22 protein-coding genes are annotated in these 21,522 nt (G+C 53.2%); 13 read left to right on the plus strand and 9 right to left on the minus strand.

What is annotated here, in order from left to right; translation table 11 throughout:
• The 5 genes from ACSV5M_RS01855 to radC form a co-directional block, all read right to left on the minus strand.
• Window positions 1–1,392 carry a TonB family protein gene (locus ACSV5M_RS01855; protein ID WP_439173767.1) on the minus strand — a complete coding sequence of 464 codons (1,392 nt, stop codon included), beginning with the start codon at window positions 1,390–1,392 and terminating at the stop codon, window positions 1–3.
• Window positions 1,385–1,939: a hypothetical protein gene (locus tag ACSV5M_RS01860; protein WP_439173769.1), complete on the minus strand. Its 555-nt coding sequence runs from the start codon at window positions 1,937–1,939 to the stop codon at window positions 1,385–1,387. The genes ACSV5M_RS01855 and ACSV5M_RS01860 overlap by 8 nt, the downstream gene beginning before the upstream one ends.
• A 114-nt stretch (window positions 1,940–2,053) precedes the next feature.
• Window positions 2,054–2,209: a 50S ribosomal protein L33 gene (rpmG, locus tag ACSV5M_RS01865; protein WP_012489089.1), complete on the minus strand. Its 156-nt coding sequence runs from the start codon at window positions 2,207–2,209 to the stop codon at window positions 2,054–2,056.
• A gap of 15 nt (window positions 2,210–2,224) precedes the next feature.
• On the minus strand, window positions 2,225–2,461 hold the full coding sequence (rpmB, locus tag ACSV5M_RS01870; protein WP_087467510.1) for a 50S ribosomal protein L28: 237 nt from the start codon (window positions 2,459–2,461) through the stop codon (window positions 2,225–2,227).
• A gap of 289 nt (window positions 2,462–2,750) precedes the next feature.
• Window positions 2,751–3,425 (minus strand): RadC family protein, encoded by a 675-nt coding sequence (gene radC / locus ACSV5M_RS01875; RefSeq protein WP_439173772.1) that lies wholly within the window; start codon window positions 3,423–3,425, stop codon window positions 2,751–2,753.
• Window positions 3,426–3,679: 254 nt separating this feature from the next.
• Between radC and coaBC the strand changes: the two genes are divergently transcribed.
• The 4 genes from coaBC to slmA all read left to right on the plus strand — a co-directional run bounded on the left by coaBC (window position 3,680) and on the right by slmA (window position 9,129).
• Entirely contained in the window at window positions 3,680–4,885 is a 1,206-nt protein-coding gene (coaBC, locus tag ACSV5M_RS01880) for a bifunctional phosphopantothenoylcysteine decarboxylase/phosphopantothenate--cysteine ligase CoaBC (protein WP_439173773.1), read from the plus strand.
• Window positions 4,886–4,911: 26 nt separating this feature from the next.
• Window positions 4,912–7,416 (plus strand): phosphomannomutase/phosphoglucomutase, encoded by a 2,505-nt coding sequence (locus ACSV5M_RS01885; RefSeq protein WP_439173774.1) that lies wholly within the window; start codon window positions 4,912–4,914, stop codon window positions 7,414–7,416.
• Between the two features lie 140 nt (window positions 7,417–7,556).
• A complete protein-coding gene (gene argB / locus ACSV5M_RS01890; RefSeq protein ID WP_439173775.1) occupies window positions 7,557–8,465 on the plus strand; it encodes an acetylglutamate kinase in 909 nt (302 codons plus the stop codon).
• A 70-nt stretch (window positions 8,466–8,535) separates the two neighbouring features.
• Entirely contained in the window at window positions 8,536–9,129 is a 594-nt protein-coding gene (gene slmA, locus ACSV5M_RS01895) for a nucleoid occlusion factor SlmA (protein ID WP_439173776.1), read from the plus strand.
• An 8-nt stretch (window positions 9,130–9,137) separates the two neighbouring features.
• Here slmA and ACSV5M_RS01900 read toward each other — a convergent pair whose 3' ends face one another.
• Both ACSV5M_RS01900 and pyrE read right to left on the minus strand, forming a co-directional pair.
• A complete protein-coding gene (locus ACSV5M_RS01900) occupies window positions 9,138–9,761 on the minus strand; it encodes a hypothetical protein (protein ID WP_439173777.1) in 624 nt (207 codons plus the stop codon).
• A 16-nt stretch (window positions 9,762–9,777) separates the two neighbouring features.
• On the minus strand, window positions 9,778–10,428 hold the full coding sequence (gene pyrE / locus ACSV5M_RS01905; RefSeq protein WP_439173778.1) for an orotate phosphoribosyltransferase: 651 nt from the start codon (window positions 10,426–10,428) through the stop codon (window positions 9,778–9,780).
• A 210-nt stretch (window positions 10,429–10,638) separates the two neighbouring features.
• On the opposite strand from pyrE, the gene ACSV5M_RS01910 reads away from it, so the two are divergent.
• Window positions 10,639–11,418, plus strand: a complete 780-nt coding sequence (locus ACSV5M_RS01910) for an exodeoxyribonuclease III (RefSeq protein ID WP_439173779.1) — start codon at window positions 10,639–10,641, stop codon at window positions 11,416–11,418.
• 46 nt (window positions 11,419–11,464) lie between these two features.
• Here ACSV5M_RS01910 and rph read toward each other — a convergent pair whose 3' ends face one another.
• Window positions 11,465–12,187: a ribonuclease PH gene (rph, locus tag ACSV5M_RS01915; protein WP_439173781.1), complete on the minus strand. Its 723-nt coding sequence runs from the start codon at window positions 12,185–12,187 to the stop codon at window positions 11,465–11,467.
• Between the two features lie 167 nt (window positions 12,188–12,354).
• On the opposite strand from rph, the gene ACSV5M_RS01920 reads away from it, so the two are divergent.
• From ACSV5M_RS01920 to ACSV5M_RS01930, 3 genes are all read left to right on the plus strand, one after another.
• Window positions 12,355–13,224 carry a YicC/YloC family endoribonuclease gene (locus ACSV5M_RS01920; RefSeq protein WP_439173782.1) on the plus strand — a complete coding sequence of 290 codons (870 nt, stop codon included), beginning with the start codon at window positions 12,355–12,357 and terminating at the stop codon, window positions 13,222–13,224.
• An 81-nt stretch (window positions 13,225–13,305) separates the two neighbouring features.
• Window positions 13,306–14,133 (plus strand): zinc-dependent peptidase, encoded by an 828-nt coding sequence (locus tag ACSV5M_RS01925; RefSeq protein ID WP_439173784.1) that lies wholly within the window; start codon window positions 13,306–13,308, stop codon window positions 14,131–14,133.
• Window positions 14,134–14,237: 104 nt separating this feature from the next.
• Window positions 14,238–15,230, plus strand: a complete 993-nt coding sequence (locus ACSV5M_RS01930; RefSeq protein WP_439173785.1) for an alpha/beta fold hydrolase — start codon at window positions 14,238–14,240, stop codon at window positions 15,228–15,230.
• An 11-nt stretch (window positions 15,231–15,241) separates the two neighbouring features.
• Here the strand turns inward: ACSV5M_RS01930 and ACSV5M_RS01935 are convergent, their stop codons facing one another.
• Window positions 15,242–15,646 carry a hypothetical protein gene (locus tag ACSV5M_RS01935; protein ID WP_439173787.1) on the minus strand — a complete coding sequence of 135 codons (405 nt, stop codon included), beginning with the start codon at window positions 15,644–15,646 and terminating at the stop codon, window positions 15,242–15,244.
• Between the two features lie 33 nt (window positions 15,647–15,679).
• On the opposite strand from ACSV5M_RS01935, the gene gmk reads away from it, so the two are divergent.
• The 5 genes from gmk to ACSV5M_RS01960 all read left to right on the plus strand — a co-directional run bounded on the left by gmk (window position 15,680) and on the right by ACSV5M_RS01960 (window position 21,514).
• A complete protein-coding gene (gmk, locus tag ACSV5M_RS01940) occupies window positions 15,680–16,297 on the plus strand; it encodes a guanylate kinase (RefSeq protein WP_439173789.1) in 618 nt (205 codons plus the stop codon).
• Window positions 16,298–16,452: 155 nt separating this feature from the next.
• Window positions 16,453–16,704 (plus strand): DNA-directed RNA polymerase subunit omega, encoded by a 252-nt coding sequence (gene rpoZ, locus ACSV5M_RS01945; protein ID WP_087467524.1) that lies wholly within the window; start codon window positions 16,453–16,455, stop codon window positions 16,702–16,704.
• A 64-nt stretch (window positions 16,705–16,768) separates the two neighbouring features.
• A complete protein-coding gene (gene spoT, locus ACSV5M_RS01950; protein WP_439173790.1) occupies window positions 16,769–18,883 on the plus strand; it encodes a bifunctional GTP diphosphokinase/guanosine-3',5'-bis pyrophosphate 3'-pyrophosphohydrolase in 2,115 nt (704 codons plus the stop codon).
• A 158-nt stretch (window positions 18,884–19,041) separates the two neighbouring features.
• The gene (locus tag ACSV5M_RS01955; protein WP_439173792.1) at window positions 19,042–19,425 is read left to right on the plus strand and encodes a RidA family protein; all 384 of its coding nucleotides are present in this window, start codon (window positions 19,042–19,044) and stop codon (window positions 19,423–19,425) included.
• A gap of 109 nt (window positions 19,426–19,534) precedes the next feature.
• On the plus strand, window positions 19,535–21,514 hold the full coding sequence (locus ACSV5M_RS01960) for an alpha/beta hydrolase family protein (protein ID WP_439173794.1): 1,980 nt from the start codon (window positions 19,535–19,537) through the stop codon (window positions 21,512–21,514).
• Window positions 21,515–21,522 lie beyond the last annotated feature (8 nt).

A 21,522-nucleotide genomic window follows, 5' to 3' on the forward strand; every position in this document is an offset into this window, starting at 1 on the left:
TTATAACGCCTCGCGCCATGGTTGTTTGTTGTTATAAGCAGCCAAGCGCTGATTAACATAATCCAGCGGCAGTTCAAGACTCCGCGCATCTTTGAGTGCTTTCGTCTGCCAGTCAATCGCCGCCTTAAAATCGTTATTTTCAGCCGCAACGGCGGCGGCAACCTGAAACAGTGTTTGTTTGTCGTGGTAGCCCTTATCAACCATATCGAGGTAAGTTTTTGCCAAGGCACCGTCACGTTTCTCCGCAGCTGGATGCGTGGTCAATATCCAGGCATAACGTAATTGGGCTGCGGGACTGTTAACGGCAGCACGCTGCAACCAATAGAGCGCTTTTTCTTCATTTTTCTCGAAGCGAGCCCCGCTTAGTGATTCAACAGCGAGAATGTAATGTGCATCGGTGATATTTTCCGCTGCTGCTTTCAGTAACCACCCCATGCTCTTATCAGAGTCCGCCGAGCACATATTGCCGTACAGAATATTTTGGCCGAGGAAGAAGCTGGCCGCAGAGCTGCCATTCAGGGCCGCATCCATATACCATTGATTGGGATTATCGAAAACATCATATTTTTTTGTGTATGAAGGCAATGCATCAAGGAAATAAGCATAATTGAACTTGGCAGCATCATCACCTGCAATGGCTTTTTCTTTCATCTCCTTCATGACTTTACTTATTTTATCGTCATCAAATTTCATTTCACCCAAATGAAAAATAAACCGGCGCTTGACACCATGAACGGCAACAGGTTTGTCGTTTATTTTCATGGGTTCGAATTGCCAGCGGCGTATGACTCGAAGCGTCTCCTTGGTAAATGCTTTATCAGAAGAATAATAAACGACGTGGTCTCTGGTTGTTCCATCCTTATCGATCGTGAAGAACATATCAACCCATCCGGTTTTTCCTGCTCGTGCTGACGATGTGGGATAGTTCGGAACCACACTTTTCACAACCCGGAAACGCTTAATTAGCGGCGTACCGCCGGTGTACACGGGTGTTAATTTTTCTTCAATTGCTTTATCGCTATAACTTTCATAAAGACTTTTGTATCTTGTATCTGCGTTTTTCTTTTCGTCATCGGAGAATTTTTCAAAAATCTTTGAGTGTACATCTCGTGATTCAAACTCGTGTCCCTGTGCAGAAAGTGCAAACCATGCATAGGCTTCAACGGGGTCTTTTTTAACGTATTCTCCGCGGTAGTGCATCGCACCTATATTGAACTGCGCGGCATGGCTACCGTACTTCGCTGCCTCCATGAACTCTTGATAGGCTTTTTCCAGTTTACCTTGTTCATAATATTCCATGCCCAAGTCAAAATCGGCCCTGGAAAGGGCGGCAAAAAATAGAGCTGTAAGGATGAGCAGGTGTTTCACGATATTGAGTTGCCTGTTATTCATTGGTTGGTTCCTTGTCTAACCTGCTATAGCTAAAGTGGTTTATTGGTAGTTCGCCACTAAGGCTGCGAAATTTAACTTTAGAAAATCTTTTGTGGGGTAAAAATTCAATGGTTTCTTCTTTTAGTGTCACACTAACTACCCCCTCTTTATCCCATTGAATGTGTAATTGAACAGGGGTTTGCCAAGGGATTATGGTATTGAAATATTTACTGTAGATATCGTTGGGATTGGCTCGGTACTCTAGTTTGACTTCATGGCCGGTATCACAATCCAGATCCGAGAAAACGATGCGAAAGGGTATTTCGTGTTCATTATTTGCGTTTGGGAATATCACTTGACTATGGCTACCCTGCTCCAGCTGGGTAGTAAACTGAATTTCACCGGGTTCTCGCGAAATGCGACGCTCCCATTCATTGGATGAGCTGGAGGCTACCAAGTTGAACTGCGATTCTCCGTAAGGAATAGGTGCGCAGCCGCTGAGCCATGTGAGTGTCAATAAAATAAGAGCGGATTTCAGGGGGATGGCATTGAAACCTCCTTTTAACAAAGTGCCGGCAAGCCTCTCACGATCTGAATATTCTGGTCAAGTATTGACCTGGTAAAACAACAGGCATAAAAAAACCCGGCACAGGCCGGGTTTCTTCGCGAAGACCTGGATCAATTACTTGATCTTGCCTTCTTTGTAGACCACATGCTTACGCACAACCGGGTCGTACTTTTTGATTTCCATTTTTTCAGGCATGGTACGCTTGTTTTTGTCAGTGGTGTAGAAATGACCGGTACCTGCACTGGAGTTCAGACGAATTTTTTCGCGCATGATGCTTGCTCCTGATTAAAATTTTTCGCCGTTAGCGCGCAGATCAGCCAATACTGCATCAATGCCGCGCTTGTCGATAACGCGCATGCCTTTGGCAGAAACGCGCAGGGATACGAAACGCTTTTCGGTCTCAACCCAGAAACGGTGAGTGTGCAGGTTGGGTAAAAAACGACGCTTGGTGTGGTTCTTAGCGTGAGAAACATTGTTTCCAGTGATTGGACGCTTGCCAGTCACTTGACATACCTTAGACATTGTCTTGCCTCTTTGAAAAATCAGCGCGCTACGCTGGGTTTGAGCCTTGAAACAGACCAACAACCAGCCTAGAGCAGTGTTGGGAGCAGCCTATTCGTACCGTTTGCGACCCTTCATGGATGACTCCTGGGGACGTTGAAAACGTCTTGCAAACGCCTTTAAGTAAGGTGCTTTGCATACCCGGCCGCAGAGAGCCGCGTTTTATACCAAAACAGCCCTTCAATAGCAACGTCCGGGTGAATTTTTAGCCATATTTCCTGTTGAATGGCCAAATCCTGCGCTCAGAGCCTTACATCAGGCCCCGCTCGGCAAAAGACACCACCTCGCGATCACCGACCACCATATGATCAAGCACCCGTACATCAATCAGGTCCAGGGCTTGTTGCAGACGCTCGGTAATGCGCCGATCCGCCTGGCTGGGCTCAGCAACACCGGAGGGATGGTTATGAGCGAGGATCAATGCCGCCGCGTTGCGCGCGATGGCTTTGCGCACCACTTCGCGGGGATGGACACTGGTGCCGTCGATGGTACCGAAGAAGAGTTCCTCATAGGCCAGCAGGCGGTGCTGGTTATCGAGGAAGAGCACAGCAAATACCTCCTGGTGACGGTGGCGCAACTGGGCGCTGAGATAGCGACGCACCAGGTCCGGGCTGGTGAGCAAATCGCCCTCCTGCATGCTCGCCGACAAATGCCGCCGTCCCATCTCCAGCACGGCTTGCAGTTGCGCATATTTAGCCGAGCCCAGACCCAGCCCGCGACAAAACTCCGTCTGATCTGATTCCAGCAGCGGTCGCAGGCCGCCGTATTGCTGTAGCAGCTCGCGGGCGAGGTCGACGGCGGATTTGCCGACGCAACCAACCCGCAGGAAGATGGCGAGGAGTTCAGCATCGGAGAGAGATTGGGGGCCTTGCTTGAGCAGTTTTTCGCGGGGACGTTCGGCCTCGGGCCATTGTGCAATAGACATATGACAGTTCCTTTTGTCGTTAATATGATGAGGGTCGCTGATAGATGAAGGTGGGCAGACAGCTGCCGTTGTCGCGCACTGTACGAAAACGGCGGTAAGAATGGTATCTTAGCCGCTTTACGTCAAGCGCTTTGGCCCAAGGCTTATTCAATCTGGTTGCTGACGTAAGTAATTGATCACTCCCGCGCGGAGTTCAACGCGGCTATTGCCCTCCTTCAGTATCTTGTGGGGCGGCGGCTGGCGACAGGAATCCCATGAGTTCACTTGCCAACAAACATATCCTGCTCGGCGTTACTGGCGGTATTGCCGCTTACAAAAGTGCAGACCTGATCCGGCGGTTGCAAGACCTGGGTGCAGAGGTGCGGGTCGTCATGACGTCCGCGGCGCAGGAATTTATAACACCGCTGACCTTGCAGGCACTGTCGGGCAATCCGGTTCACACCAGCCTGCTCGACCCTGAGGCGGAAGCAGCCATGGGGCATATCCAACTGGCCCGCTGGGCGGATCTGATTCTGGTGGCGCCGGCGAGTGCGGACTTTATGGCGCGCCTTGCTCAGGGCAAGGGTGATGACTTGCTCACCACGGTCTGCCTGGCGTCGGCAGCTACCCTGGCTTTGGCGCCGGCAATGAATCAGGGGATGTGGCGCAATCCCGGCACCCAGGCGAATCTGCAAACCTTACAGGCGCGGAAGGTGCATATCTTCGGCCCGGCCGATGGCAGCCAGGCCTGTGGCGATGTTGGCCCGGGCCGGATGCTGGAGCCGGTGCAGATCGCCATTGCCGCCGCGAGCCTGTTCCAGCCGGGCAGTCTGGCGGGGCGCAAGGTCGTCATCACCGCCGGGCCCACGCGCGAAGCCATTGATCCGGTGCGTTACATCAGTAATTACAGTTCGGGCAAGATGGGTTATGCCCTGGCCCTGGCGGCGGCTGAGGCCGGCGCGCGGACCTTTCTGATCAGCGGCCCGACCAACCTGGCGGTGCCGGACAGGGTGACGCGTATCGATGTCACCAACGCGCAGCAGATGTACGATGCCAGCTTGCAGGAAGCGCCAGGCTGTGATCTTTTCATCGGTGCGGCGGCGGTCGCCGACTACCGCCCGGTCACCATCGCCGCACACAAACTCAAGAAAACCCACAGCGACCAGATGACCATTGAGCTGGTAAAAAATCCCGATATCATCGCTGCCGTTGCCACCTTGCAACCTAAGCCCTTTACCGTCGGTTTTGCGGCCGAGAGTGAAAACCTGCTGACGTATGCACGCACAAAATTGCAGCAGAAAAACCTGGATCTCATCGTCGCCAATAACATTGCCACTGAGGGCATAGGTTTTGACAGCGACGATAATGCCGTTACCCTGATAGATCCGAATAGCGAGCAGGAACTTACCCAACGCAGCAAGCAACAACTGGCGCGCGACCTGATCGCCTTGTTAGCCGAGCGTTTACCGACACAACAATAAGTCACGACCTTAATAAGGGAAGCCACGTGGACAAACCGGATAAACTACCCGAGATAAAAAAAGTCGATAGCCAGACACGCGCTGCGCAGCGCGCCCAGGAAGCGGCCAAGCGCACGGCTGCCGCGCGCCAGAAAGTGCTACTGATTGCCCTGGCGGTTGCGGTTGCCGTCAACGCCCTGATTGCCTATTTATTGCACGGTGTCATGGTGGAAGATGTACAGCGCCAACGCCAGGCGGAATTGACCGAGCAGCAGACCCGGCAACATGCAGACGCGGTGCTGCGTTACCTGGCGAAGGTAACCCAGCAGTTTGAGCAGGCGATTGCTTACCCGGATCTGGTCACGCGCCTGACGGATAATAACCCTGAACAAATCGCCGCCCGGCAGCAGAGCCTGCGCGAATACTTTGAACATCCGCTGGCGGTACGGTTAATCCCGGCGGGCACTGCGCAACTGGATCGCGAAAGCGCTGCCCCCATCCGGTTTGCGGAGCTGGATTTGATTCGCCGCGCCGAACGGCGGGAGATGACCTTGCCCGAAGCCGCCGTGGTTGACGACAACTGGTTGTTGCACCTTATTGCTGCGTTGCCGACCGATGCACAGCAACCGGTAGTGGGCACTTTGCTGGTGACTCTGGATGGCAGGGATTTGATCAGTGCCTTCACGGTCGGTGATGCCAACCTCGGCCAGGCCGTGTTGTTACAAAAGATTGCCGGCAGCACGCCGCTGACCGTCGCATCAATCGGTAACGGTAATGCCTCTCCGCATCACGAAGTGGCGATTCCCAATTCCTACTGGAGCGTTCGCTTTACACCCTCGCAACAGTTGGTGGCCTTATCGGAGGAGCTGCCAACCTTGTGGTTGCTGGTGATATCCATCACCAGTATTGCCGGTCTGGTGCTGGCGTGGCTGGCGAGCAAGGTATTGGTTAAAGCACAAGTGCCACAGAAAGCCTCGGCAAAAGCTGACGCAGCAGAAGCAAAAGCCGTTGCGAAAGCCAGCGAGACGGCTAAAGCAACGGACGAAATCCTGGCGAACCCCATTTACCAAAGCCAGGACATCCTCGACATCGCCGTCATCGAAGAGGACGACGACATCCTAGGCCTCAATCAAGCCACCGGCAAAAAAGCGGCTGGTGCGGCAGCGGCAGAAACCCTTGACGTACCCGCTGATATTTTCCGCTCCTACGATATCCGCGGGATTGTCGGTCAGGATTTAACACCGCAACTGGCAGAAAAAATCGGTGCGGCGATTGGCAGTGAAGTGTTGGACCAGGGTGAGGCAAGTATCATCGTGGCGCGCGACGGCCGCACCCATAGCGAGGAACTGAGCCAGGCGTTGGTAAAAGGCATACTGCGCACCGGTTGTCACGTGATCGACATCGGCGTGGTACCGACGCCCGTATTATATTTCGCCACCTTTCATCTACCGGATACCAACAGCGGTGTCATGGTAACTGCCAGTCACAATCCAGCCGAATACAACGGCTTCAAGATGGTGATCAACGGCGTTACCCTGGCAGACGACGCAGTGATGGATATTCGTGCGCGTATCATGCGGCAACAATTCCATCGCGGTCAGGGCAGTGTCGAGCATCGCGACGTGGTTGCTGATTATATTGATCGCATTTTTTCAGATGTGGCGCTGGCCAGTAATGTGTCGCTGGTTATTGACGCCGGTAATGCGGTTACCGGTGTGGTGGCACCGCGCTTGTTTGAAGAGCTGGGCTGTGATGTCACGCCGCTGTATTGTGAGCTCGATGGTACCTTCCCCAATCACGACCCGGACCCTGGCCACGAAAAAAATCTGCACGATTTGATTGCCAAGGTACAAGAAGTCGGTGCCGATCTCGGTGTGGCATTTGATGGCGACGGCGATCGGCTGGTGGTAGTAACGCCTAAAGGCACCATTATCTGGCCGGACCATTTGTTGATGTTGTTTGCGCGCGATGTGTTATCGCGTAATCCCGGCGCCGATGTACTTTTCGACGTGAAGTGTTCGCGCCAGTTGAACCAGGTCATCAGCAGCTACGGCGGACGCCCGATGATGTGGAAAACCGGCCACTCGCCCATGAAAGCCAAGATGATTGAAACCGGCGCGTTGATCGGCGGGGAATATTCCGGTCATATCTTTATCAAAGATCGCTGGTACGGTTTTGATGACGGCATGTATGCTATGGCGCGCTTGCTGGAAATTATCACCTTACGCGACCAGAAGATTGATGACATCTTCAACGCATTCCCGATTTTGCCCGCCACGCCGGAATTGAAGATCGCGGTACCGGATGCGGAGAAATTTGCCTTGATCCAGCAATTGATCGAAAAAGGGGATTTTCAAAATGGCAAGCCGACAACCATTGATGGTTTGCGTATTGACTTCAGCAAAGGCTGGGGACTGGTGCGCGCTTCCAACACCTCGGCGGCATTGACCTTGCGTTTTGAAGCGGAAACGGACGAAGCGCTGGAAAAAATCAAACTCTTGTTCAAGCGAGAGTTGCTCAAAGTAAATCCCAAATTGGACCTTAATTTTTAAGGGATCGCCTAAGATAATGTTGCCCATTATTTTTGAACAATCCCCAGCCTCGCGTATAGCGGGATTTCATTAACCCGGGAATCCTCTGATACACAATGTGGTATTTCAGATTTTTTCCCGACAGCTACAGGATTTGATGTATGTCTTTAACCCGTGATTCAGCGATGAATATCGCCAACGTCCTGACCGAAGCACTGCCGTATATCCAGCGCTTTACCGGCAAGACCATTGTCATCAAGTTCGGTGGTAACGCGATGATTGATGAAGCCTTGCAAAACAGTTTTGCACGCGACATCGTGTTGATGAAGCTGGTGGGTATGAATCCCATCGTGGTACATGGGGGTGGGCCGCAAATTGGTGAGCTTTTGCAAAAGCTGGATATTAAATCTGAATTCATCAACGGCATGCGCGTTACCGACAGCGCGACCATGGACGTGGTGGAGATGGTATTGGGCGGAACGGTCAACAAGCAAATCGTCAGCCTGATCAACCGCAACGGCGGGCAAGCGATCGGTATCACGGGTAAAGACGGGCAATTAATTCGCGCGCGCAAGCTGTCGTTCACACGCAAATCACCCGAGATGTTGGAGCCGGAAATTATCGACATCGGCCACGTGGGTGAAGTGTCTTCGGTGAATACCTCCGTCATTGATATGTTGATCAACAGCGATTTTATCCCGGTGATTGCACCCATTGGTGTCGGTGAAGATGGAGCCTCCTATAACATCAATGCTGACCTGGTCGCCGGCAAGATCGCGGAAGTGCTGCGCGCAGAAAAATTGATGCTGTTGACGAACGTCGCGGGATTGCAAGATAAACAAGGTAAGGTGTTGACCGGTTTAACCACCGCGCAGGTGGATGAATTGATTGCCGACGGTACGATTTACGGTGGTATGTTACCGAAGATTGATTGTGCGCTGGATGCAGTCAAGTGCGGTGTCAACAGCGCACATATTATTGATGGCCGTGTCGAACACGCCGTGTTGCTGGAAATCTTCACCGATGCCGGTGTGGGTACGCTGATCACCAACAGTAAAAACAAAAAATAACCGCCAGTTGCACGCAAGGAGCTGCGCGTGCGATTCTGGACAACACCGCCACGGACCGAGTTGAAGACTGATGAACAAAACCAGCACAAAAATTTCGCGTCGCCAGCAAATCCTGGAATCACTTGCCAAGATGCTGGAGGACAGTCCCGGTGCGCGGATTACCACCGCCGCCCTTGCGCGGGAAGTCGGCGTGTCGGAAGCAGCGCTTTATCGCCACTTCCCCAGCAAATCGAAGATGTTCGAGGGCTTGATCGAATTTATTGAAGACACGATCTTTACGCGTATTAATTTGATCCTGGCAGAAGAGCCAGCAGCACTCAAACGCTGTGAAAATATTTTGTTCCTGGTGTTGACGTTTACTGAGCGCAATCCCGGCATCACCCGTTTGTTGACCGGCGACGCCCTGACGGGGGAAACCGAACGCCTGCGCAATCGCATAGCACAGGTGTTTGAACGTCTTGAAACACAGTTGAAGCAAATCCTGCGCGAGGCCGAGTTGCGTGAAGGGGTGCGTCCGAGTATCCCGGTGTCTGCTGCGGCAAATTTATTGATGGCGTGTGTTGACGGTCGTATCACGCAGTTTGTGCGCAGTGAATTCCGTCGTTCACCGACAGAGTACTGGAATGAACAGTGGCCGTTAATTGCGCAGGGTTTTATGCGCTAATGAGCCTGTTAATCAGTGCGGGAAATTTCTTCAAACCGCTTCATATCCTGATCAAATTTATCGGAGGCGGCCTGGTACTCCCGCTCCCGTTGTTTGATCTGCAGTTTAATATCGCGTTCTTCCGCCTGCAGGGCGGCAAGGTTTTTCAATAGATCTTCACCGACTGCGCGCCCGCTACGCTCGATGCTGGCGGCTTGTTCCTGTTGCGCCACGATCTGTGCCTGCACGTTACTCAGGTTGCTGGTCAGGATACTGATATTGCCCTGCAATTCCTGGAGATTGCGCGTCTTGGCGGCTTCGATATCGGCGACGCTGCTGTAACGACGGCGCAATAATTTATCGGCTTTTTCCTGCTGTTTGCGCAGCTTGCGCTCTTCGGCGGCGCGCTCTGCTTCCTCGCCGGTGGGCGAGGGTTCCACAACCCGGATCACTTCGCCGTTCAGTGATACAACTTCATAACCCTTGGAAACATATTCCGGTGGAATAGTGGCATTGATAACCTTTACGCCTTCTTCATTCACGTAGCGGTAATAGACCCTGCCCGGTGCATCTGCGGCGTAAGCGGCCGAGATGGACAGGACACTAGCGCCTGCGAGGATGCTGATCAGTTTTATCAAGCCCTTCTTCATCATGTTACCCGTTTAGTGTTCAGGGTGCATCGACACCATAGGTGGCGCGATAACGTTTGATTTGATCGACCATGTCTCCCTGACTGCCTTGTGTCTCCAGATAATCAATAATGTGGTTCAGATTAATAATGCTCACCACAGGAATACCAAAGTGCTGCTCTACTTCCTGAATAGCCGACAGCGGACCTTGACCACGTTCCTGACGGTTGAGGCCGATTAATACGGCCGCCGGTTCGGCGCCGGCATTCTTGATAAGACCCATCACTTCGCGTACAGCGGTGCCGGCGGTAATGACGTCATCCACAATCAGCACTTTGCCCTGCAATGGTGCGCCCACCAAAATACCGCCCTCGCCGTGATCCTTTGCCTCCTTCCGGTTATAACAGTAAGGCAAATCGCGTTGATAGTGGTCTGACAAGGCAATGGCTGTGGTTGCAGCCAGTGGAATACCTTTATAAGCAGGGCCAAATACTACATCAAAGGGTATGCCGGAGGCGGTGATCGCCGCCGCATAGTAGCGCCCTAATTCGGCTAAAGCATTTCCGGTCTGAAATTTGCCTGCGTTAAAGAAGTATGGACTGGTTCGGCCGGATTTCAGCGTGAATTCACCAAAGCATAGCGCCTGGTGCCTGATCGCCAGCTGAATGAAATCATGTTGGTACTTTTCCATGCAAAATTCCTGTGTATGATCTAACTTCTTATAGGTCTAACAATAATAACCGGATGGATTAGCTGCTGAACTTAATCCTGACTGTAGCTTCTATCAAATCGACAGCGAAAATGTGAAAAAAAGTATCAAACACTGCCACGCCCGGTCATTGCGGTAACACAATTCTATAAAGCTCGGGTATCATACACAGTCCGTAATCAAGGGGCTAACATGAGAGTTATCAGTCTTAGCGTCGATGGTATTTTTCAAGCGGCGCAACGCGGCCTGTACGATTGGCTGGCAAATCAGGATGCAGATTTGATCTGCTTGCAAGATTTACGCGCATTGGAATATGAGTTGGATAAGCCCAACTTCCAGCTCGATGGTTATTTTGCTTACTTCTTTGACTCAGGCACCAAGCATTACAACGGTGTGGCGATTTACACCCGCGTGCAACCCAAGGCGTTGATTTATGGCCTGGGTTTTTCGTCTGGCGTCGATATGGAAGGTCGCTATCTGCAAGTAGATTACGAACATCTGAGCGTTGGCTCCCTGCTTGCGCCCAGCGCAACCTCCGAACTGGAATCCCAGGAAGTCAAGATCAAATTCTTTGATGATTTCCAGGCCCATCTCGACAAGATCACCCGCAAGCGTCGCGAATACATCTTCTGCGGCAATTGGGCGATGGCGCATACCGCCCGGGATGTCACCAATAGTAGCGAGAACCAGCACAATTCCGGTTTCCTGCCCCATGAGCGCCAGTGGTTAAGCCAGTTGTTTAACCAGTTGGGTTATGTGGATGCCTTCCGTCGCGCCAATCGCGATCCGGATGAGTACAGCTGGTGGCCCAGCGGTACGATTGATGAAGGTGAAGGCTGGCGGACGGACTTTCAGGTTGTCTCCAACAGCATCGGCCCGAAGGTGGAATACGCGACTATCTACAAGATACAGCAGTTTTCCAGCCACCTGCCCGTGATCATTGATTACGACATTGAGTTGGAACAGCTCTAGAGAACTGCTGAATGCCCAGGTGCAGGACCAACTGCACCTGACAGCTTTATTCCGCCAGTAACGCCTGCTTTTGCAATTGATGTAATTGCGCAATTCCTTGCTTGGCGAGTCCTAACATAGCGGCAAATTCAGTTTCACTGAACGGTTCTGCTTCCGCCGTGCCCTGGATTTCGATGATGCCGCCATCATCACCCATGACCACGTTCATATCCGTATCCGCTGAAGAATCTTCCGGATAATCCAGATCCAATACCGGCTGGCCGCCGTAGATACCGACAGACACAGATGCGATGGCTCGCTTGAGTGGTTCGCCCTTAACCTGATTCTGGCTTTTGAGAAACGCGATGGCATCGGCAAGTGCTACCCAGGCGCCGGTGATAGACGCGGTGCGGGTGCCTCCGTCGGCCTGAATAACATCGCAGTCAACGTGAATCGTGTTTTCGCCGATGGCCAACAAATCCACGGCTGCGCGCAAGGAGCGGCCGATCAGCCGCTGGATTTCCACGGTACGGCCGGTCTGCTTGCCTCGCGCGGCTTCGCGGTCCATGCGCGTACCGGTTGAACGCGGCAGCATGCCGTATTCCGCCGTCAACCAACCCTTTCCTTGACCGCGCAGGAAACTGGGCACCCCAGGTTGTACGCTGGCGGTACATATCACCTTGGTATCGCCAAATTCGACCAACACCGAGCCTTCGGCATGCTTGGTGTAGTGGCGGGTGAGACGGATGTCGCGGAGTTGATCGGCCTGGCGGCCACTGGGGCGTTGCATAACGTGATCCTTTAACTGAAGCGGAATGGAGAAAGCGGGCGGCGCAGGTGACTGTGATACCATCCGCTCCTTTGAGCAGTGGACACTGTACTGGCCAAAGGACGAACTCTACCAGCTCTTGTCCATCGCGGTAACAACACACGTCTTAGATTAGGAGAATAGCGCCCATGCCACGCAGTATGACTGGATTTGCCCGCCGCGAAGCCAAACTTCCCTGGGGGACCGTGATCTGGGAGATCCGCAGTGTCAACCACCGTTACCTGGAACCGAGTTTCCGCCTCCCGGAGGACTTCCGCGAGATTGAACCGGGCCTGCGCGAATTGATCCGCAAATCCTTGCAACGCGGCAAGGTAGAGGCCGCGTTGAGTATTCAATGGGAACAGGAGAGCGATGCGGAGCTGGGTATTAATCTGGGCCGGGTCAGCCAATTGGCCAGGGCGGCGCAGCAAATCACGGAACAGCTCGGCGAGCTCGCCGCGCCGGTAAATACCCTGGACATCCTCAAATGGCCGGGCGTCATGCAAAAGCAGGAGATGGACCGCGAAGCCCTGCAGCAGGCGGTGCTCAGTGTGTTCGACGAAGCGCTTAAACAACTGGTTGAACATCGCGCGCGCGAAGGTGCAGAGCTGGAACAATTTATCCTGCAACGCCTGGATGCCGTATCCGCACAAGTGGTGGCTGTGCGCGCCCGCTTGCCGGACATCCTGCAAAGCCAGCGCGACAAGTTGCAAACCAAGATTGCCAGCCTGCAAGTGGAGCTGGACCCCGAACGCCTCGAACAGGAAATCGCCCTGCTCGCGCAAAAAGCTGATGTCGACGAAGAGCTGGACCGCCTCGACACGCACGTTATCGAAGTCAAACGCAGCCTCAAACAAACCGATTCCCTCGGCCGCCGGCTGGATTTCCTGATGCAGGAACTCAACCGCGAAGCTAACACCCTCTCATCAAAATCTATCGTCAGTGAAACGACCCAGGCCGCGGTGGAATTGAAAGTGTTGATCGAGCAGATGCGGGAGCAGGTGCAGAATATTGAGTAGTGTTATCCATGGTGTAATTCGAATCCGCAGCGTTTGTTCACTTGCTGTTGTATCAATGAGGATCACAGGCAGGGGTAATTTGTGCTCGTCTATCTGCTGTTTACTACTGCCGCGCTGATCATTGCGCTGTTAATCATCACCCCCACCTGGCGTTTGCGCCGCCGCCGTAAACAGGCGGCCAAACCTTTTCCTGAATCCTGGCATCAACTGCTTGAACAACGCTGGCGATTGTATTCCCGCCTGCCGGACCGGGTGCGCGATCACCTGCAACAGCAGCTGCTGGTGATGATGGCGGAAACGGAGTTTTATGGCTGCAACGATCTCGTTGTCACCGAGGAGATGCGCGTGCTGGTGTTGGCGCAGGCGAGTTTGCTGTATGGCAATGTCATCTACGATCACGAGATCGATTTTCCGAATGTCTTGCTTTACCCGGACGCATTCGTCCGCGCGGGTACGGTACAGGACGAGCTGGGTCTGGTTGCCGAAGAGCGTCACATACTGCTGGGAGAATCCTGGGAGCAGGGTAAGGTGATTTTATCCTGGGCCGATATTGAGCAGAATCTGGCGCAAGTCGATAGCCATCATAATCTGGTGATCCACGAGTATGCCCACCAGGTGGATGGTTTCGATGGAGTGATGAATGGTACTCCGCCAGTGGCGGGTCGCGCCGAATTCACGACCTGGCCTAGGGTAATGCAATCTGCTTATGATGATCTGTGTCAGCGCATTGATGATGGTGATGAGTCATTTGATGCTTACGCCACCACGAATCCTGCGGAATTTTTTGCTGTTATCAGTGAGTATTTCTTTATCCAACCGCACCGGCTAAACGAATATTACCCGGACGTGTACCGTCTGTTAGCGGTTTTTTATCGCCGGGAGCCGCTCGCCTGGCACCGCGATGCATGACGCCGCCGGGGGCAACAGCACCCGGATTCCCACGAACTTTTCCCGCCCACACAACTCACAACGCCATCTTTTGTAAGTCCATATAGTGAACTAAGGAATCGTTTATGAAGGTCTGGCTTTCCATCGTTTTATTGTTCCTGTCCGCTTATTCCACCGCTGCCGACACGCCGCATTACGGCCCTCGTCTGGAAGGCTTTGACTACCCTTATCCGACCAAAACCTTCACCTTCACCTCCCAGCAGCAGGCACTGGAGATGGTGTATATGGATGTTCAGCCCGAAGAGGCAAACGGGCGCACGGTGGTGCTGATGCACGGCAAGAATTTTTGTGCAGCGACCTGGGAGGGCACCATCAAGGTGTTGGTCGACCAAGGCTATCGGGTGATTGCGCCAGACCAGATCGGCTTCTGTAAATCGTCCAAACCAACGCAGTATCAATTCAGTTTTCAGCAACTGGCGAGCAATACCCGAGCGCTACTTGATGCCATCGACGTGAAGAAAGTGACCGTTATGGGCCATTCCATGGGTGGCATGTTGGCTACGCGGTTTGCGTTGATGTACCCCGGTAAAACGGAGCAACTGGTGATGGTCAATCCGATTGGCCTGGAAGACTGGAAAGCCCTGGGCGTGCCTTATCGTACGGTGGATGAATGGTATGCGCGGGACCTGAAAACCTCCGCTGAGGGTATCCGTAAGTACCAACTCAATACCTACTATGCCGGTGAATGGCGCCCCGAATTTGATCGTTGGGTAGACATGCAGGCGGGTATGTTTCGCGGTGAGGGGCGTGAGCAGGTAGCCTGGAGTTCAGCGCTGACAGCGGACATGATCATGTCGCAGCCGGTCGTCTACGAATTTCCATTACTGAAGGTGCCGGTGTTACTGCTGATCGGCGAACTGGACAACACGGCGCTGGGCAAAGATGCAGCGCCGTCAGCGTTGCAGAAAAGACTGGGCGATTATAAAAAGCTGGGTCGAGAGATCGCGGCACAGATTCCCAAAGCCAAACTGGTGAACTTTCCTGATCTGGGTCACTCACCGCAGATTCAGGCTCCGGCGCGGTTTCACAAAGCGCTTTTTACCGGTCTTTTGCCTTGATAGGGTGAAGATCAGGGTTTGTTCTCATCGCTGGTGATTTGCACCAGCGTGGCCAGGCCCTCATGGCGCAGTTTATTCATCAGTTTTGCCAGTTGGTCCACCTCGGCCGCATCCAGCTGTTCGCCGTGGACAAACGACAAGCGTCCTTTGGTCACCAGTTCCCGCACATAGGTGGGCCGGACGCGCAGGCGTTCAGCGGCTTGGGTAATGGACAGCAATTGTTGCAACATAACCGGAATCGGGTAATAGATGGAGAAGGCGCAGTCGGCCTGCGCGGAAATGTCTGCATCACTATGCCACACTTTCCCGCTGATTACTCGCCATGAACGGCGCCAGCCAAGGAGAATCCCCTGACCCTCCGCTGATCCTGTGCCATAATTCGAGCATTCCCGCAGGCCACTCTGGCGGCCTCGCATTTACACCACCCTACAAGAATAAGGCAGTCTTGCATGAGCAATCGCGGCACGCTTTATACCGTTTCTGCACCTTCTGGCGCGGGCAAAACCAGCCTGGTGGCTGCCCTGGTCAAATCCAATCCTGAAGTTTGTGTATCTATCTCCCACACGACCCGACCTATGCGTCCCGGCGAAAAAGATGGTGTGAACTATCACTTTGTCGACCATGAGACCTTTGAGCGCATGCTCGAAGAAGGGGCGTTTCTGGAACATGCGCGGGTATTCAACAACCTCTATGGCACCTCGCAACAATGGGTTGTCGAAACCCTGCAACAGGGGATGGATGTGATTCTGGAGATCGATTGGCAGGGCGCGGAACAAGTGCGTCGGTTGATGCCCGATACCATCAGTTTATTCATCCTGCCGCCGTCCCTCGCCTCCCTGCGCCAGCGTCTCACCGGACGCGGGCAGGATGACAGCAGCGTGATTGAGGCGCGGATGAATGAAGCCATCAGCGAGATTTCGCATTACGTGGAGGCGGATTACCTGATCATCAATGATGACTTCACCACAGCACTCGCACAATTCCAGGCATTGATCACCAGCCAACACCTGAGTTTGCCGCGTCAGGCAGAAAAGCACGCAGCACTTTTGCGTGAATTGTTGGCCTGATTGGCCGGGTTTAGGTGGGCAAGCTCACAGAGCTGAGCATTTTGTGGGCAATTCCCGGGTCATGCGACTGGCGGCCAGTCCCCATCTCACGCATAATAGACACCCTTGAAAAGCAGCATTCCGGCTGCATTACCTCCTTCAGGCACGGAAATTTTATGGCACGCATTACTGTTGAAGATTGTTTGAATCACGTTGATAACCGTTTTGAGTTGGTCATGGTAGGCAGCAAACGCGCCCGTCAACTCGCCATCGGTGGTAAAGACCCGCACGTCCCCGCCGAAAATGACAAACCCACGGTAATCGCCCTGCGCGAAATCGAAGAAGGCTTTGTCGATGCGAGCATCCTCCTCGAAAAAGACGTGGCGCCTGCGCCAAAACCCGAGCGCAACTACGAACAGGAAATGTAAGCCGAGGTAAATCATCCCCCAGCCGTTGCCGATGCAGCGGCTTTTCAGTCTCTGGAGAACGGCGTTGCAGACAATTGAAGCCTTGAGTCACAGGCTTTCGTCATATCTGGATACTCCCCAAATCAATTTGGTGAAGCGGGCTTATTTTTACGCGGAACAAGCACACGACGGCCAAAAGCGCCGCAGTGGCGAAGCCTACATTACCCATCCGCTCGCGGTGGCGGATATCCTGGCGCATATGCATATGGACCATCAGAGCTTGATGGCAGCCATGCTGCACGATGTGATTGAAGATACCGGCATCAGTAAAAAGGCCATCGCCAAACAGTTCGGCGAATCCGTGGCCGACCTGGTGGACGGGGTCAGTAAGCTGACCCAGATTGAATTTGAATCCCACGCCGAAAAGCAGGCGGAAAACTTCCAGAAGATGGCGCTGGCCATGGCCAACGACCTGCGGGTGATCCTGGTCAAGCTCGCCGACCGTCTGCATAACATGCGTACCCTGGGCGCCATGCCCGCCGATAAAAAGCGCCGTATTGCCAAAGAAACCCTCGAAATCTATGCACCCATTGCCCATCGCCTGGGCATGAATGACATGCGCCTGGAATTTGAAGACCGCGGCTTTTACGCCATGTACCCCTTGCGGGCCACACGCCTTCAAGCTGCCCTTAAAACCGCACGGGGTAACCGCAAAGAACTGGTTGAACAGATCCAGACGTCCATCGAGAAACGCCTGACCCGCGAAAAAATCGTGGCGGAAGTGATTGGGCGGGAGAAGCACCTGTTCAGCATCTATGAAAAGATGCGGCAGAAGAAAAAATACTTCAAAGAAATCATGGATGTGTACGCCTTCCGCATCATTGTGGACAGCGTGGATACCTGTTATCGCGTGCTGGGGGTGATTCACAACCTCTATAAACCGGTAGCCGGTGAGTTCAAGGATTACATCGCTATTCCCAAAGCCAATGGTTACCAATCGTTGCACACGGTATTGGTCGGCATGCACGGCGTGCCCATTGAGGTCCAGATCCGTACCCGCGAGATGGACGAGATGGCCAACAACGGTATCGCGGCGCATTTCCTCTATAAATCCAACAGCACCGAAACCATCAACAGCAGCCACAGCCGCGCCCGTCAGTGGGTGCAGGGTTTGTTGGAGATGCAGCGTCGTGCCGGGGATTCGCTGGAATTTATCGAGAACGTGAAGATCGACCTCTTCCCCGACGAGGTTTACGTCTTTACGCCCAAAGGCAAGATCGTCGAGTTGCCCCACGGCGCTACGGCGGTGGATTTTGCGTATGCGGTACATACCGATATCGGCAATGCCTGCGTAGCCTGCCGCATCAACGGTCGGCTCGCGCCCTTGTCACAGCCGCTGCAAAGCGGACAAAAAGTTACCATCATCACTGCACCCGGCGCGCAACCCAACCCCAACTGGCTGAATTTCACCGTATCCGGTAAGGCGCGTAGCGGTATCCGCCATTTCCTCAAGAACCAGCGCCATCATCAGTCGGTGGCGCTGGGCCGCCGGATGTTGAGCCGGGCTCTGGCCGATATGCATATTGAGCTGGACAACCTGAGCGAAGCTCAACAAGCGCAGTTGCTGCAAGCGGCGCAGGTGGATTCACTGGAAACCTTGCTGGAGGAAATCGGACTGGGTAATCGGGTGGCCTTTGCCGTTGCCAAGCTGTTGCAGCCGGATGCCGAGGTCAAACCGCGCGGACCGAGCATTTATTCCCCGCTAACGATTGATTCTTCCGAGGGTATGCTGATTACCTTTGCTCGCTGTTGCCGACCGATTCCCGGCGATCCGATCATCGGTCATGTCAGTTCGGGTAAAGGTCTGGTTATCCACCAGGATACCTGTCGGAATATTGCTGAAATCCGCAACAACCCGGAGAAGATCAGCCACGTCAACTGGGCGCCCACGGTCAGCGGTGAATTCCTGGTAGATGTGCGGGTAGAAGTGGAGTCGGAGCGCGGCATCATTGCTACTCTGGCCACCCGGGTGACCGAGCAGGGCGGCAGCATTGAACATATTAATGTGCAGGAACGGGATGCCCACAACAGTGTGATTCACCTGTGCATCGGCGTTCATAACCGTGTTCACCTAGCTAATATCATGAGACGCATCCGCAATATGAGCTTCGTGATCCGGATCGGACGCAGCAAGAACTGATCGCATTTGTGCACCGCTGCTCCGCCAGTTTTCCCTCATTTCATTATCTGATCTTAGAGTCACCATATAGCTCTGCGCCGCGCGCGCGTTTATACTCAATCGCTTTCCGTTAATAACAGCGCGCCATCCATGCGCTTCCCAACGCAAGCAGGCTCATCATGACGAACAAAGCCATAATCCATACCACCAATGCCCCGGCGGCTATCGGTACCTATTCCCAAGCGATCAAAGTCAACAATACAACCTATCTGTCGGGCCAGATTCCTCTGGATCCCAAGACCATGTCATTGGTTGAAGGTGACTTTGCCACCCAGGCGCACCAGGTCTTCAAGAACCTGCGTGCAGTGTGTGAAGCGGCTAACGGCAGTCTGGCGGATATCGTCAAGCTCAATATCTACCTGACTGATCTGGCCAATTTCCCTATTGTGAATGAAGTGATGGCGGAATACTTTAACCAACCCTACCCGGCCCGTGCGGCTATCGGTGTCAGCCAGTTGCCCAAGGGTGCGGTGATCGAGGCGGATGGCGTGATGGTGGTCTGACGGTCGGTGTTGTAGGTTCTGGTTCACCCCCTTGAAGGCATCCGCTCTTTTCAAGGGGGCTCAGGTTCAATCCGGGATGAATTCAATAATAACTCTGTAGGGAAAGCACATGAAAAAAATCGCACTCTTATTCTGTTTGTTCTATAGCTTCAGTCTCGCAGCTTTCGCCCAACCCCTGCCACTGAAATATTTTGCCAGCCTGCCGGATGTCAGCCTGCTCGGTTTATCTCCTGATGGCAAAAAACTGTCTTCGGTGATTCGCATTGATGTGGAGGACACCTCCGGTACAGCGGTGCAGGTGGTCGATCTTTCGTCGGGTGAGAAAAAGCTGGTTCTTTTTACCGATAACGAAAAATACGATATCTATTGGGTGCACTGGAAGGACAATCGTACCTTGCTGGTCGGTACTATTTATCCCGCCGTGCGCAATGCCTGGCTGGGTACACGCGGTGCCGTGTTCAGAACCCGTGAAACGAGCTTGTTGATTGTCGACCTGGAGAGCGGAAAAGTCAGCACGCCTTTCAAGAAATCGTTTCTGAAAAAATACAAGATTGCCCCTGTTGCCAGAGATCAGGTGGTTGATACTTTGCCGGATGATCCAGACCATATCCTGATGCTGTTGCCCACCAATCAGTCATTGGTGGATGCAAGTTATGCGGGCGTTTATAAAGTCAACATCAGGAATCAGCGCATCCAGCAGATCCAGAAATCCGAAGACCATGTGTACCGCTGGATGACTGACCAACAACACCGCGTTCGGCTCGGGCACTATTACGATGCGATGGATGGGACCAACAAAATATTGGTTCAGGATACCGGTGCAAAAAAATGGCGGGATTTGTGGCCGCACCAGATTTTTTCTGAAGAGGAAATCCATCCACTCGGTTTCGGTGCTGATCCGATGACGCTCTACGTTCGCGCGTATCACCAGGGGATGATGGCTATCTTCAGGGTGAATCTGACCGACCCTAAACTCAAGCGGACACTGGTTTACGCCGACCCGGACTATGATGTGAACGGCAGTTTGTTGTATTCACCGATAACCCGGGATGTGATCGGCGTCAGTTATTCGTCATCCGGTGGGTATACGTTTTTTGACCCTGAACTTCGCCAGCTACAAAGCGCTATTGATAAAGCCCTGCCCAAAACACGCAATCACATCATCGCCTTTTCTGACGATATGCAGACTTATATTGTCTTTTCCCAAAGCGATATCGACTCCGGCACCTACTACCTTGGTCAACGCAACCCGGCAAAACTGGATGCGATTGCCTATCGTTATAAAAATCTCACGCCGGACCGGATGTCGCCGGTAAAACGCTACGATTACAAAGCGCGTGATGGCCTGGCGATAGAGGCTTACCTGACGCTTCCCCCGGGCAGCGCCGGTAAAAAACTGCCCACGATTATATTTCCCCACGGCGGCCCTATTTCCCGGGATGACGATTCGTTTAATTACTGGACCCAATATTTGGCCAACAAAGGTTATGCGGTGTTGCAAATGAATTTTCGCGGCTCCGCCGGTCAGGGGCTGGCATTTCGCAATGCCGGGCTGAAAAACTGGGGGCAGGAAATGCAAGACGATATTGAGGACGGCGCGCGCAAATTGATTGCGGATGGCATCAGCGATGCACAATCTATTTGTATCTTGGGCGCGAGCTACGGCGGATATGCCGCGTTGATGGGTGCGGTCAAAACACCAGATTTATATCGCTGTGCCGTGAGTGTGGCGGGCGTTAGTAACGTCTTCGATCTGGTGAAAGATAATCGCGCCTTCTGGCGAAGCTACAACGTGGTGGATGAACAGATCGGCAATGACAACAAACGTTTGCGCGCGATTTCACCGGTCAACCATGCAGACAAGATCAAGATCCCGGTGTTGTTGATACACGGGGACAATGATCGACAAGTGGATATCAAACACAGTGAGCAAATGCGCGATGCCTTGCAAAAAGCGGGTAAGCAGGTCACTTTTCTGGAGTTGGTTAATGAGGATCACTACCTGAGCAGCAACGAAAATCGGGTAGCGACCTTCCAGGCCATCGACGCATTCCTAGATAAACATCTCCCGGTAAATGGTGCTCATTAAAACGGATG

The sequence above is a fragment of the Cellvibrio sp. ARAG 10.3 genome, from assembly GCF_051846955.1.
Classification (GTDB): Bacteria; Pseudomonadota; Gammaproteobacteria; order Pseudomonadales; family Cellvibrionaceae; genus Cellvibrio.